At 69.4% G+C, this 12,984-nt stretch carries 10 protein-coding genes, 2 tRNA genes and 1 pseudogene; 5 read left to right on the plus strand and 8 right to left on the minus strand.

Annotated features, from left to right (window positions below):
* The 3 genes and pseudogenes from ABZ078_RS36135 to ABZ078_RS36145 form a co-directional block, all read left to right on the plus strand.
* Positions 1–131, plus strand: a pseudogene (locus ABZ078_RS36135) (IS5/IS1182 family transposase); the annotation flags it as partial.
* 7 nt (positions 132–138) lie between these two features.
* Entirely contained in the window at positions 139–660 is a 522-nt protein-coding gene (locus ABZ078_RS36140; protein ID WP_356582547.1) for a DUF5753 domain-containing protein, read from the plus strand.
* Between the two features lie 4 nt (positions 661–664).
* The gene (locus tag ABZ078_RS36145; protein WP_356582485.1) at positions 665–841 is read left to right on the plus strand and encodes a DUF397 domain-containing protein; all 177 of its coding nucleotides are present in this window, start codon (positions 665–667) and stop codon (positions 839–841) included.
* Positions 842–1,122: 281 nt separating this feature from the next.
* Here the strand turns inward: ABZ078_RS36145 and ABZ078_RS36150 are convergent, their stop codons facing one another.
* From ABZ078_RS36150 to ABZ078_RS36165, 4 genes are all read right to left on the minus strand, one after another.
* Positions 1,123–1,554 carry an SMI1/KNR4 family protein gene (locus ABZ078_RS36150; protein ID WP_356582487.1) on the minus strand — a complete coding sequence of 144 codons (432 nt, stop codon included), beginning with the start codon at positions 1,552–1,554 and terminating at the stop codon, positions 1,123–1,125.
* A gap of 26 nt (positions 1,555–1,580) precedes the next feature.
* Positions 1,581–5,558 carry a DUF6531 domain-containing protein gene (locus ABZ078_RS36155; RefSeq protein WP_356582488.1) on the minus strand — a complete coding sequence of 1,326 codons (3,978 nt, stop codon included), beginning with the start codon at positions 5,556–5,558 and terminating at the stop codon, positions 1,581–1,583.
* 245 nt (positions 5,559–5,803) lie between these two features.
* The gene (locus ABZ078_RS36160; RefSeq protein WP_356582490.1) at positions 5,804–6,715 is read right to left on the minus strand and encodes a DUF2797 domain-containing protein; all 912 of its coding nucleotides are present in this window, start codon (positions 6,713–6,715) and stop codon (positions 5,804–5,806) included.
* Positions 6,716–6,774: 59 nt separating this feature from the next.
* Entirely contained in the window at positions 6,775–7,224 is a 450-nt protein-coding gene (locus ABZ078_RS36165) for an HGxxPAAW family protein (protein WP_356582492.1), read from the minus strand.
* A gap of 77 nt (positions 7,225–7,301) precedes the next feature.
* On the opposite strand from ABZ078_RS36165, the gene ABZ078_RS36170 reads away from it, so the two are divergent.
* Positions 7,302–7,829, plus strand: coding sequence for a MarR family transcriptional regulator (locus ABZ078_RS36170; protein ID WP_356582493.1), 528 nt, complete (start codon positions 7,302–7,304; stop codon positions 7,827–7,829).
* 196 nt (positions 7,830–8,025) lie between these two features.
* The gene (locus tag ABZ078_RS36175; protein ID WP_356582495.1) at positions 8,026–10,983 is read left to right on the plus strand and encodes a SpoIIE family protein phosphatase; all 2,958 of its coding nucleotides are present in this window, start codon (positions 8,026–8,028) and stop codon (positions 10,981–10,983) included.
* 166 nt (positions 10,984–11,149) lie between these two features.
* Here the strand turns inward: ABZ078_RS36175 and ABZ078_RS36180 are convergent, their stop codons facing one another.
* The 4 genes from ABZ078_RS36180 to ABZ078_RS36195 form a co-directional block, all read right to left on the minus strand.
* Positions 11,150–11,800: an MOSC domain-containing protein gene (locus ABZ078_RS36180; RefSeq protein ID WP_356582497.1), complete on the minus strand. Its 651-nt coding sequence runs from the start codon at positions 11,798–11,800 to the stop codon at positions 11,150–11,152.
* A gap of 376 nt (positions 11,801–12,176) precedes the next feature.
* Positions 12,177–12,398, minus strand: a complete 222-nt coding sequence (locus ABZ078_RS36185) for a hypothetical protein (protein ID WP_356582499.1) — start codon at positions 12,396–12,398, stop codon at positions 12,177–12,179.
* Between the two features lie 149 nt (positions 12,399–12,547).
* Positions 12,548–12,620, minus strand: a tRNA-Arg gene (locus ABZ078_RS36190).
* A gap of 239 nt (positions 12,621–12,859) precedes the next feature.
* Positions 12,860–12,950 (minus strand) — tRNA-Ser (locus ABZ078_RS36195).
* Positions 12,951–12,984: the final 34 nt, after the last annotated feature.

Genomic DNA, 12,984 nt, shown 5'->3' on the forward strand with positions numbered 1-12,984 from the left:
CCGCCGACAGCCCCCAGTTCATCGCCGTCCTGAACAAGGTGCGGGTCCGCCTGCCCGTCGGCCGTCCCCGCACCCGGCCGGCCGCCGTGGCCGGCGACAAGGCCTACTCCTCCCGCGCCAACCGCGCCCACCACCAGCATCCGCACGTGGGAACTCGCCTTCATTCCTGGGCTGTTCCAGACGCCGGACTACGCACGCGCCGTGGCGGTGGGCCCCGGCTCATGGGAGGACCCGCGCGAGATCGAGCCGTTTGTGGAAGCACGGCTGACCCGGCAGGCGCGACTGCGGTCGGAAAACCCCCTAGAGCTATGGGCGGTGATTCATGAAGGTGCGCTGCGCCAACTCGTCGGCGGCCGCGACGTAATGAGGCAGCAGCTGGGTCATCTGCTCGACGTGGCGGCCTTGGACACGGTGAGAATCCAAGTGGTGTCGTACCTCTCCGGAGCCAACGCCGACACGATCGGCGCCTTCAGCATCGTCTCTTCGGTGAGCCCGGGGCACTGGACGTCGTACACATGGACGTACCTGCTTCTACTCTCTGGCTGGAGAGCGAAGAGGACGCCGCCAGGCACGGGCCGTACCTTCGACCGCATCGCACGGGTCGGTCTGGCGAAGCGCAACGCTCTCGACCTGATCGACACCATTCGCAAGGAGATGTAGGCCGGTGACTGACTTCGAGTTCGCCGAGTCCAGCTACAGCGGCGGAGACGCGGGGCAACAGTGCGTCGAGGTCGCCCGCAACATCGTCGGCGCCGTCGCGGTCCGGGACTCCAAGGAGGCCGACGGACCGATACTCCAGCTCACGCCCGGAACCTGGACAGCCCTCCTCAAGGAGCTGTGAGTCGTGCCGTACGTCGAGTTCGTGAAGTCCAGTTACAGCCCTCGAAGCACAGTCGATTCCGCGCGAGTGTCTCGAAGTAGGCGGGCCAGTCCTCACGGGGCTTGGCGTCGAGTAGGGCCTGCTCGATGTGCCCGAAGCCAGTGGGCGGCAGACCAAACGGGATTGTTTACCTATCAGCTTTTCGGGGCCTTGAAGATTGATTCTCGTTTTTTAACGACTCGTCCATCGCGCTCCGAATTCTGAATCCAATCGGTCATGCCAGCCGTTCGGGCAGGTGCGGGTTAGCGATACCAGTCTTCACCTCCACTCCCCAGGGCACTCCGCAAGAAGTTCTCAAGAGAGGGTGAGACCCAGCTCCGACTATCTGTTTCATGATCCCAAACAAATACATCCTCACGTTCCGGAGTGCGGACAAAGGCAAACTGATCCCCTCCTCCGTTATCACCGAAGAACAGCAGCGAGTCGAACGGCATGTAGAGGTCTTTAAATTGCTCGTTACTGCGGAGCGAGATATTTTCGGCGAGAATCCGCTCAGCCGGCCAGACCACCTCGGTTCCATACTCAGCATTAATTCCATCAGTCTCTTCGAGGAGCGACCGGAGAGACAATGGGATTATCTGCCCAAGCCGTTCTTCAATAAGCGAGAGAGCGTCTTCGGAGGCGGGTGGATGCAGCTCTACGTTCGAAAACTCAAGGGCAAGTTCACGCCACATGCGTGTAATCCTTTCACTTTCATGAATTACCTGATGCGCGGACTGAACCAGTGACCGAGCATATCATCGACACGGGTGGCCTGGTCGAGTACTTCCTGACGGGTAGGGTTGGGATGTGCCCGGTAGAAAGCATTCCATGCCACGCGTATCTCACTCAGATGCACGCGACTGTTGATGTCGCCCTTCGGTATCCCTCGAAGATTTTCCAGGGAGTGGATCTCGTCAGGTGAGAACAGGTTAGGGTAACGCCCGAGAACTTGCTGTTCGATGGCGTGGTGGACGACCACCTCTCCCGCTAGCTCCGGGTTGGCATTGAAGAACGTCCTCTTGTAGTTGTGGTCTGTTGTACTGCCGACGGACGCCTCATTTCGGACAGGCACATCTTTTCCAAGTACCGTTTCATTCCTCGCCGCTGCATTTTTGTCCGCGTCTTTACATGGTGTGAGGCCGAAGGGGTCTGTCCAAGCCAGAGGATTTTCGACGTAAGTGGCCGGGTTGGGCGCGGGGGAAAGGCCGAGGGGGTCGGGGGTGGTGTAGCGGGCGGTCTCGGGGTCGTAGTGGCGGAAGTAGTTGTAGTGGAGGCCCGTTTCGGGGTCGTGGTACTGGCCTGGGAAGCGGAGAGGGGTGTGGGCGGTGGCGGTGCGGTTCCAGGCGGTGGTGCCCCAGAGGGTGGTGCGGGTGCGCCAGGCGATGTCGCCATGTTCGTCGACCAGTTCGACAGGGGTACCGACGACGTCAGTAATGATCGCGAAGAAGCGCTGGTCGATGTCTTCCTGGGGCGCGCCCGCCAGCGACTTGCGCTCGACCTGGGCGAGGGGGTGCAGGTCCTGGTGGTCCCAGGTGAGGATGGCGGCCGAATCGGCGGTGCCGGGGAAGTGGGTGGTCTGTTCGGCAAGGGTGGTGCCGTCCCAGGTGAAGTCCACCTGTTCCAAGACCGTTTCGCCGTCTGCGGCGAGGTGTTGTTTGGCGATGCGTCGGCCGAGGGGGTCGTACTGGTAGCGCCAGGGGTTGCCCTCGGGGGTGACCACGGAGGTGAGGCGGTCCTCGGCGTCCCAGGTGTAGCGCCAGGTGTCCGGTTTCCGGGACAGGCGGGTCTTTTGGCGCAGGGTGATGCGGCCAGCTTCGTCGTGCTCATAGCGGACGCTGCCCGCGCGGGTGATGCGAGTGCCGGTGTAAGCGCGCTCGCCGGTCGCTTCCTGGCCCGGCATGGCGTCCGGCCAGGTGGCGTGGGTCTGGTTGCCCGCTGCGTCGTAGGCGTAGGACTCCGTCCAGTTCGCGGCGTGGACGGCGGTGACGCGACCGGCGGCGTCCAGGTCGAAGCGGCGGCTGCCGTTGAGGTGATCGTCGATGCTGGTGAGGTTGCCGTCGGCGCGGTATGTGTAGGCGCGGTGCTGCAGGCGCTGCTCGGCAGGACCTGTGAGTTCCTGCTTCGTCAGGCGACCCAAGGGGTCGAAGGCACTGGTAAGGGTGAGGGTGTCGCCGATGTGGCGGGTGAGTTCGCGGCCTGCCGCGTCGTGGGTGAAGGTGAGGGTGCGGCCGGCCGTGGTCAGTGCGGTGCGGTTGCCCGCCGCGTCGTAGGTCCACGTGCCGGTTGCGCCGGTCGGGGTGGTGCGGCTGGTGCGGCGGCCCAGGGCGTCGTACGTGTAGGTGAGCGTGCGGCCGTTGACCGTCTCGGATATCAGGCGGCCTGCCTCGTCCCGCTGCAACGTAAGGACGGCATCCTGGTTGGTTGCCTCGGCCAGGCCACCCGTCACGTCGTACGTGTAGGTGGTGACGGCTCCGGCCGCGTCCTTACGCACCACACGGCCCAGCACGTCCCGCTCGAAGCGGACGGTCTGGCCCAGGGCCGTGGTGGTGGCAGTCAACTGGCCCGCCGCGTCGTGCTCGTAGGCCACGGTGCGGCTGTCGAAGTCCGTCTCCGCGACCAGGCGCCCGGCCGGGTCGTATGCGTAACTCCAGGTCAGGCCCTGAGGGTTGGTGACCTGGGTGAGTCTCAGTTCGGTGTCGTGGTCGAACGTGTAGCGCGCGCCGTCCGGTCCGGTGCGGGCGGCCAGCAGGTCGAAGTGCGTGTACTCGTAGCGGGAGACCGCGCCCATGGGGTCGGTGTGGCTGGTGCAGTTGCCCTCGCCGTCGTACGTCCATGACTCGGTGCTGCCGTCGGGGGCGGTGCGGCGGGTCGGCTTGCCCTCGACCGTCCACTCCAGGCGGGTGACGGCGCCGAGGGGGTCCGTGATCGTCGTCGGGCGGCCGAAGGCGTCGCGTTCGTAGCGGGTCACGGCACCCAGCGGGTCCGTGACCTCCAGGGGGAGCCCCGCGGTGTTGCAGCGGACCGTGGTCGTCGCGCCCGCCGCGTCCGTGACCGCCGCCAGGTGGCCGCGGTCGTCGTACGTGAAGCGGGTCGTCGTCCCGGAGGTCTCGGTTACTGCGGTGCGGTTGCCGAACTCGTCGAACTGCTGGCTGACGTGCGTGCCGTCTGCACCCGATATGGAGACCGGCAGGCCTTGGTCGTTGTAGCCGATGCTGGTGTAGCGGCCGTCGGGGCGGACGACCATGATCGGTCGGCCCGCCTTGTCGTAGGCGTAGCTCGTGGTGCGGCCGAGCGGGTCGGTGATCGTCAGCGGGCGGTCGTAACGGTCGTATGTGGTGCGGGTGACCGCTCCGTCGGGGCCGGTTTCGGCCACTACCTGGAGGTCGCTGTTGACCTGGTAGCGCGTGCTGTGGCCCAGGGAGTTGGTCGCGGTGATGGTCCGGTGGCCCGTCTCCGGGTCGATGTCGCCGTAGACGAACGTGTTGCGCAGGTGGCCCGCTTCGCCTGACTGGGAGGTGCAGCGGCCCTGGTCGTCGTAGACGTAGCTGTACGACGAGTTGTTCGTGTCGGTCCAAGCCGTGATGCGGCCCAGCTCGTCGTTGGTGAACCGGGTCGGTGTGCCCGAGGACTTCGTCACCGCGGCCAGGTGGCCGTGGTCGTCGTAGCCGAAGCGGACCAGCTCGACGCCGCTTCCGTCGACCGCTGCCCCGGCCAGGTGCAGGCTGGTGATCCGGTCCCCGCTCGTCTCGATCACGAGGTGATAGCCCGCCGAGTGCACGATCGCCGTAGGGGCGCCCTCGTGGTCGTACTCGAAGCTGAGCCACTGGCCCGAGCGGTCGGTGATCTGCTCCAGCAGGGCGATGCCGTTGCCGTCACCGCCCGGGGCCGCGAAGTACCAGGCGCGGCCGGATTCGGGGTCGGTGACGGCGTAGTCGCCGTAGGCGTCGATGGTGAGCGGGTGGCGGTCGCCGTCCAGTGGCAGCACCGGGACCCCGGGCACGGGATGGGGGTAGGCCAGCAGGGAACCGTCCTCGCGGGCGAAGATCACGCCCTCGGCGTCGATCTCCAGGCGCTGGTCGGCCGTAGACGTCCACTTCGCGCCGAACCAACGGCCTGCCTCGTACGACGACTCGAACTGTCGCGAGAAGACAAGCGGCAGCTTGGCGGGCAGGGTCACGTCGGTCTGCGGCAGCGACATCCGGCCGGTGGCCAGGTCGATCGGATCGCCGCCGAACAGCTTGCACCCCAGCTTGCGGGCGAAGTTCCGCGTCGCCCCGTTCGCGCCTGTGCGCGCGGCGCCGGTCGCCGCGTCCTTGGCGAGTCCTCGCGCCGCCCCCCGGGCCATGCCGCCCGCGCCCTTGCCCCCGATCAGGTTCGAGGCCAGATAGCCCGCGGCGTCACCGGGGTCGCTGCTCCAACCGCTGCCGATGATGGCCTTGGGCAGGCGCTCGGGATGGGCCGCCGTGCCCACCAGGCCGGCGAGCAGCATGTTGGAGTTCTTGAGCCACTCGCCGGGGTGGGTGATGTTGTAGGAGTCCATCGGGTTGACGGTGCGGGCCAGCTTCGCCACGTCCGCGACGCCCTTGAGGAAACCGCCCGCGACATGGATCTGGTTCAGCTGCACCCCCACGAAGCCGTCCACGGCGTTGGCCTTGACCCGGTCGGTGAACTCCGGCTTCGGCGGAGCCGTCTCCAAGCCGTCCGCCGCCTTGTCCGTCCCCCAGTTGACGGTCTCCCCGACGCCCCTCTGAACGCCGTCGACGGCACTGTCCAGACCCGTCCCCGAGGTCGTTGACCAAGCCCCCCAGGTCCATCAGCGCTCACCCTCCCCAGACGCCGTCTGGGGAGGGCCGTCCCACTGCCAGTCGGTCCCCGGCGTTGGCCGAGTGAAGAACTTCTACGGCCGGCAAGCAGGCAAGCGCAGGTGCCTGAGCACGCCCGTCAGAACAGGCTGTCCTGTCCGCTCGGCTCCCGCTTGAACTCCCTCACCGGCAAGGCGAGTTCACCATCCCCGGTCGGCCCTCCGACCGGCAGCAACTCCCACCCCCGCATCAACCGCGTATCCAGCACCACAACCCCGCCCTCGACCACCAGATGCAGATCCGGCCCCGCAGCCGCCACCAACCGCCCGCTCACCGCGCCGCCCGCGACCAGCTCGGTGATCTCCCCGACCGTGGTCGCCAAGTCCGCCTTATCCGCCAGATCCGCCAGATCCGCCAGCCCGAACAGCCCCGCGTGGTCGACCGGCTGGCAGGGCTCGCGGGTGAGCGACTCCGGCCAGCCGGGCAGGGTCACGGCCCGGGCGTGCAGGTCCTCGACCTCGGCCGCTCGCTCCGCCGCCGACGCCGGCAGCGCGGACCGCACCGCCCGCTTGTCGGCGTACGGAATCCGGTCCGGCACCCGCAGGGCCGCCCGCAGCAGTTCCTCCGTGCGCCGGGCCGCCATCAGCGGGCCGACGCCCAGCCAGCTGAAGCAGACCGCGCCCTGCTCCAGCAGCCGGGCCGAGCCGCGCTCAAGGGCGGTGATGCCGACCTTGGTCATGCCGGGGCCGAACCACGCCAGATATACGTGGTACGGCCGCGGGTCGTCCGCGATCGTGTCCGCGGCCACCGAGTGCGCCCGGTCCAGCCGCGCACACTCCTCGCACCGCGCCCCCGTGCTCCGCCCCGGCACGACCGTCCGTACCGGACACGCATGCCCCCGCGCTCCCACGCATGTCCGCACTCCCCCTTCCGCGACCTCGAAGGCCACTCTTTTCCCCCAGGTCAGCGCCGAGCGCCGACCGCCGTCCCACACCAGCACGGGACCGTCCGCCGACCACCGCAGCCCCGAGCATCTCCATGCCTGTGCCATCGCACTTCGAGCGTAGAGGCCACCACTGACAACGGCGGCCGGACGACCTGCGCGGGCGTTCAGCGCCCGGTTTCCGCACCGGCCGACTCGGGCTCCCCGACGGCCCCGGCGGCCCCGACCGCCCCGGCCCCGGCCCCGGCCCCGGCAGCCATGCCTCGAACAACCTGCGGGGCCGCAACAGCCGTACGTCCCCGCCCTCGTTCCCGCCCTCGCCCTCGTCCCCGCCCGGCCAACCGGCACCCCCAGCACTCCGTATGCCCGTCCCGAGCGCCCAGGTCCCGCACCCGCATCCCCCACTGCTCCCTCGGCCGCGGCCCCGGTCCCTTGCCCCACCCGGCGAGATGCAGCGCCCAGGTGACCAGCAGGCTCACCGCCCCCACGACCAGTCCGCCCGCGATCAACGGGGCCGACACCGCGCATATCCCCGCCCCCACCACGGCGGCCGCGACGGTCGCGATCCCGAAACCGGTCCAACCCGCGACCGTGTGCCCCTCGTCATACTGACTCACGTACCTACCTCCCCTGAATCCCTCACCTTCTAAGAAGTTTAACCACTTAATCTCTCACTTGCTAAGGTAATCAGAAGATGCAAGCCACGCCGCGCCCCACCGCCACCCCGGCCCAGGCGCTCGAGGCGATGGACTCCCTCATCGCGGCCCACCTGCTCGGCCAGCAGGAGATGGCCCAGCGGCTGGGCCTGAACATCACCGACCTGCTCTGCTTCGCCTGCGTCCTGAAGGCGGGCGAGAACCTGCTCACGGCGGGCGACCTCGCGGAACACGCCCATGTCACGACGGGCGCGATGACCGGCATCCTCAACCGCCTGGAACGGTCCGGCTTCATCACCCGCCGCCCGGACCCGGCCGACCGCCGCCGCGTCCGCGTGGCCGCCGTCCCGACCGCGGTCGCCCGGGTCGAGGCGCTCTACGGCCCCTATTACGGCCGTCTGAACGACCTCTTCGCGGACTACTCCGCCGACGAGATCGCCGTACTCACCGACTGGTTCACGCGCACGACGGGCCTCGCGCAGACCTACGTCGACGAACTCCGCGAGAGGGACGGGGACAAGGAACTCCGCGAGAGGGACGGGGACGGGGACGGGGACAGGACCTGATCACCGATGACCGGTGCCGCGCCCGCCTGGCCGTACGTTCGAGGAGTCAGCGGGGCGGCATATGGGTGCCTTCAGGTGGACGGCCAACCCGCCCTCGCCGCTCGGCCGTTGACCTCGGGTCAACCGCGTGAGCGAGGGCGGTGAGGATCTTGCGAACCATCGATCCGGCCGGGGCTGTAACGGTAAAGTCCACGCCATGAACGCTCGGCTGACGCTGCTCAGCGCGGTGGCCCCAGGTGTCGCGGAGAGCGAGGTCTTCCGGCTGGCCCTGCAGCACGCGGTGGGCGAGCTGGGCGCTCTGGGCGGCATGGTGCATCTCCGCGGCCCGCTGTCCGCGCTGCGCCTGGTCTCGGCGGCCGGACTGCCTCCCGCCCTCACCCGCGCCTGGGAGGTCATCGACCAGGAGGTCCCGCTGGCCCCGGCCCGCGCGGTGCACGAGGGGAACGGCCTCTGGGTTCCGCTGGACTCCCCCCGGGCCGCCGACTGCCCGGCCGCCGACTGGCCCGGCACCGGCCTCGCCGTACTGCCGCTGCACAGCGGCAACCGCAGCACCGGCGCGCTCACCCTCCTGATGGGTGACCGGGGCGAACCGAGCCCGGAACAGTGGAAGTTCCTCCGTGCCGTCGTCGCCTGGACCGAGGAACGCATGGGCCAGGCACCCCCACCGACCGGCCCCTCACGGCCCGGGCAGCTCGAACAGAACGGCGAACGTCTGCGCCAGGCGTTGCGCGAGGTGCGCGTCGGCTCCTGGGACTGGAACATCCGCACCGGCGACCTGATCTGGGACGAGGCGGCCCTGGAGCTCTACGGCACCCGGCCGGAGGACTACACGGGCAAGATCGGCGACTGGATGCGGTGCGTCCATCCCGACGACCTGGCGCCGACGCTCGCGGCGGTGGACCGGGCGATCCGCGGCGGCGGCGTCTTCGAGGCCGAGTACCGGGTGCGCAAGCTGGACGGTACCTGGGGCTGGACACAGGCGCGCGGCAGAGCGACGTACGACGACAGCGGCGCGCACCGGCGGATGATCGGCGTGGGCTGGGACAGCGACGAGCCGCGTTCCGCCCGTGACGCGCTCAGCCGGGCCCTGCGCCACATGAGCGACGGCTTCCTCGCGATGGACGACGACTGGCGGATCACCTTCGCCAACGTGGAGGCCGAACGCACCCTGGGCTACTCCGAGAAGGAGCTGATCGGCCGCCTGCTGTGGGACCTGCCCGCCGCCGAGCAGGTGCCCGGCCTGGAGATCCGCTGCCGGCAGGCCGCCGCCGCGGAGAAGTCGGTCAGCTTCGACGTACGGCTGCCGAACGGTCGGCTGTGCCACCTCCGGCTCGTTCCGGGCCCCGACGGCCGCACCATCTACTTCACGGACGTCACCGAGAAGCGGCGCCTGGAGGAGGAGCGCCGGTCCGCCGAACGCGCCGCCTCCGAACGGTCCACCCGGATAGCCGAGTTGACGACCGCCCTCGCCAAGGCGACGACCTCGAAGGACGTGGTGGACGCGGTGGCCCGCCGGGTGCTGCCGCCGTTCGAGGCGACCGGCCTGGTGGTGCAGACCGTGGAGGGCGACCGGCTGTACACCGTCGGATCCGTCGGCTACCCGGACGACGTCCTCGCCGTGCTCCACGGCCGCGAGCGCACGCGGTCCAGCCCGCTGTGGGACCCGATACTGGCGGGCGCGCCGCTGTTCATGTCCTCCCCGCGGGAGTTCGCCGCCCGCTACCCCGAACTGGCCGACATGCCCGCCCGCGCCGGCAAACAGGCCTGGGCGTTCCTCCCGCTGACGGCCTCGGGCCACACCTTCGGCATCTGCGCCATCACTTTCGACCACCCGCGCCGCCTCACCGACGAGGAACGCACCCTCCTGACCGCGACCAGCGCCCTGGTCGCCCAAGCCCTGGACCGGGCCCGCCTGTTCGACGCCGAACACACCCGGTCCCGTGAACTCCAGCGCAGCCTGCTCCCCCGGGACCTGCCCGCGCTCCCCGCCTGCACGGCCGCCGCCCGCTACCTGCCGGCCGGGCAGGGCATGGACGTGGGCGGCGACTGGTACGACATCATCCCGCTCTCGGGCGGACAGGTGGCCCTGGTCGTCGGCGACGTCATGGGCCACGGCCTGCCAGAGGCGGCGACGATGGGCCGGCTGCGCACCGCGGTCCACACCCTGGCCGACCTCGAACTGCCCCCCGACGAGATCATGAGCCACCTCAACGACATCGTCGGCGCCATGGGCGAGGAGTCGTACGTGACGTGCCTGTACGCGTTGTACGACTCCACGACACGCGTGTGCTCCATAGCCCGGGCGGGCCACCCGCCCCCGGCCCTGCTCCACCCGGACGGCACCGTGGTGTTCCCGTCCCTGTCGGCCGACCCACCCCTGGGCGCGGCGGAACCCCCCTTCGAGACGACGGAGATCGCGGTCCCCGAAGGCAGCGTGCTGGCGCTGTACACCGACGGCCTGGTCGAGTCCTCGAAGCGCGAGATGGACGAGGGCATGGCGGCGCTCGCCGCCGTACTGCGGACGTCCCACACGGACGGCACGGCGAAGGACCTGGAGCACCTCTGCGAACGGGTCACGTCCGCCCTCCTCCCCGCCGACCACCAGGCGGCCGACGACGCCGCCTTCCTGCTGGCCCGCCTGCACGCGCTGCCCTCCTCCCGGATGGCCTCCTGGCCCCTCCCCAAGGACCCCAGGGCGGCGGGCCAGGCGCGCGGCCTGATCCGCGAGCAGCTCGCGGCCTGGGGACTGCAAGCCCTGACCCCCACGACCGAGCTGCTGGCGAGCGAGCTCATCGGGAACGTCGTCCGCCACGCCAGGGGCCCGCTCCGTCTACGGCTCCTGCACGGCGCCGAACTGATCTGCGAGGTCTTCGACGGCAGCCTGACGATGCCGCGCATACGCCGGGCGACGGAGACGGACGAGGGCGGCCGGGGACTTCAGCTGGTCGCCGCGCTGTCGCAGCGGTGGGGGACGCGGTACACGCCCACGGGCAAGTGCATCTGGACGGAACAGGCCCTGCACACACCGGAGACGACACGGGAGGACCAGACGGCAGCCGACCCGCTGGAGCGGATGTTCCTGGGCGTGCCGGGTCTGGGCGAGGACTTCGACGGGGACCTGGACGCGCTGGCGTTCGGGGATCAGGGGCCGTAGACCCAGCGGGCGACGGGGGAGACCCTGGGGCGCCGGCTCGTCGGCTCGCTCGCTCCAGGGCCTCGGCGCGACGGCTGAGAACCGTCGGCGCGGGTAGTTCCCGGCGTTGTCGTAGGCGTGGCCTGCGGCAGGGCGGGCGTCCTGGTGGCCGTAGCCGGCGGGCCGCCTATCCGCCCGTACGCCTGCGAGCCATGTCCGTGATCTCCTCCGGAAGCGCGTCGGCGACCAACAGCCGGGGGAGCAGGTCCGATTCGAGTGTCATGGCGCGGAAGGCGAGCGAGACGGTCACGTCGTGATCGGGCCGATGCACGACACGGACCGGGTCGGCGGCGCGGATGTCTCCGGGTTCGACCACACGCAGATACGCGCCCGGCAGCGCGGCCCGGGTGAACCGCTTGATCCACCCGTCCTGCTCCAGCCACCCCTGGAACGTCCCGCACGGGATCCGCGGGCACGACACCTCCAGCACCACGTCGGCCCCGATGCTCCAGCGCTCCCCGATCAGTGCGCCGTTGACGTCGAGGCCGAGGGTCGTGAGGTTCTCACCGAAAACGCCGTCGGCAAGTGGCCGGCCCAGCTCGGTCTGCCACCCGTCGAGGTCCTCGCGGGCATACGCGTACACGGCCTGATCGGGACCGCCGTGGTTCCGTACGTCATACGCACGGTCCCCCGCGAGCCCCACCGCGCCGGTGCCCTTGGGCCCGGGAGCACTGACGGCGACCGGCCCGTCCACGGGCCGCTTGTCGATTCCGGTCGCGCTGAGCCCCTTCCACGGGTTGGGCCGGGGCTTGCCGACGTTGACGGAGAGCAGCTTCATTCGGGCGACAGTACGGTTTGCCGGGGACTGGAGCCACACGTTTTCAGGGCCGGGAACCGGGACGGCCGCGTTCCTCACCGCAGCGCGGGTGACAGCCCGCGGGCGGCTGTCGAACCCACCGCTACGCGGCCTTGTGTCGCGCCGCGCTCGCGCTCATGCCGGAGGCGGGCTCCCGTGCGTCCTCGGGCAGGAAGGTCTCGTCTTCCCCGAAGTCCGGGGCCTGGAAGGGGTTTGTCGTCGGAGGCGGCGAAGCCGCAGTGGATCTGCGGGGTTGCCCTTCCGGAGCGGAGAACAGCGACGTCGGATCGATGAGAGGTCTCCCTTTCGGTGTACAGGCCCCTGAGGAGCCTGACGTGCCGTGACCGGCACAGCGGTCCTACAGCTTGGTCATCTTGGCGTACGGGCTCAAGATCCGCATTTGCGCCGAGCCGAAATCCACGAGCGCCGCGATTCCCTCCTCGATGCCGATCACCCGGCCGAGGCCGTACATGTCATGTGTGACCTGGTCGCCCACGGCGAAGTGCTTGGGAGCCGGTGCGACCGGGGCCTTGAAGGGGCTGGTGGGCAAATGACGTTTCGATACAGCAGGCTTTCTCATTGTCCCCAGTATGCGCCCACGCGCCGCCGGCCCACGGCGAGCATCCAAGTCCGGACCGCGCCTCCGAGGCGTACGGGCGCCCCCGAAACGTACCGGAGCCCCCGAAACGGCAAGAGGCCCCGGATCTCTCCGGGGCCTCTTGACCTGTGTGCACTCGGCAGGATTCGAACCTGCAACCTTCTGATCCGTAGTCAGATGCTCTATCCGTTAAGCTACGAGTGCTTGTTCTGTTTTCCCGCCGTTCCCGGCCCTTCCGGCCCGCTCGCGGCGACAGGAAGAACATTACATGACCGGCGCCGCCATGTGAAATCCGTTAGGTGCACCCCTTGCGACCTGCGTAAATGCCCCTGCGAGGGGCTGCTGGGGGCCGTCGCGCGGCGGGGTTGCGGCGGGGTGCGGCGGAACCCCTGTATCGAACAGCGAAGCCCCGGTCCAGTGGACCGGGGCTTCGTGATCGAGCGCGGAGGCGGAGGGATTTGAACCCTCGATGGGCTTTAAGGCCCAAACCGCATTAGCAGTGCGGCGCCATAGACCGGACTAGGCGACGCCTCCAGCACAGCCGCTCGCGCGAGCGCGATCGGTGCGT

Origin of the sequence: Streptomyces sp. NPDC006385 (assembly GCF_040612485.1) — a bacterium.
In the GTDB taxonomy this organism is placed as follows: Bacteria; Actinomycetota; Actinomycetes; order Streptomycetales; family Streptomycetaceae; genus Streptomyces.

What these genes read in the sequence shown, in the direction of transcription:
- ABZ078_RS36150 (WP_356582487.1), bottom strand. Translation starts at nt 1,554, where the DNA reads ATGTGGCGTGAACTTGCCCTTGAGTTTTCGAACGTAGAGCTGCATCCA.
- ABZ078_RS36160 (WP_356582490.1), bottom strand. Translation starts at nt 6,715, where the DNA reads ATGGCACAGGCATGGAGATGCTCGGGGCTGCGGTGGTCGGCGGACGGT.
- ABZ078_RS36170 (WP_356582493.1), top strand. Translation starts at nt 7,302, where the DNA reads ATGCAAGCCACGCCGCGCCCCACCGCCACCCCGGCCCAGGCGCTCGAG.
- ABZ078_RS36175 (WP_356582495.1), top strand. Translation starts at nt 8,026, where the DNA reads ATGAACGCTCGGCTGACGCTGCTCAGCGCGGTGGCCCCAGGTGTCGCG.
- ABZ078_RS36180 (WP_356582497.1), bottom strand. Translation starts at nt 11,800, where the DNA reads ATGAAGCTGCTCTCCGTCAACGTCGGCAAGCCCCGGCCCAACCCGTGG.
- ABZ078_RS36185 (WP_356582499.1), bottom strand. Translation starts at nt 12,398, where the DNA reads ATGAGAAAGCCTGCTGTATCGAAACGTCATTTGCCCACCAGCCCCTTC.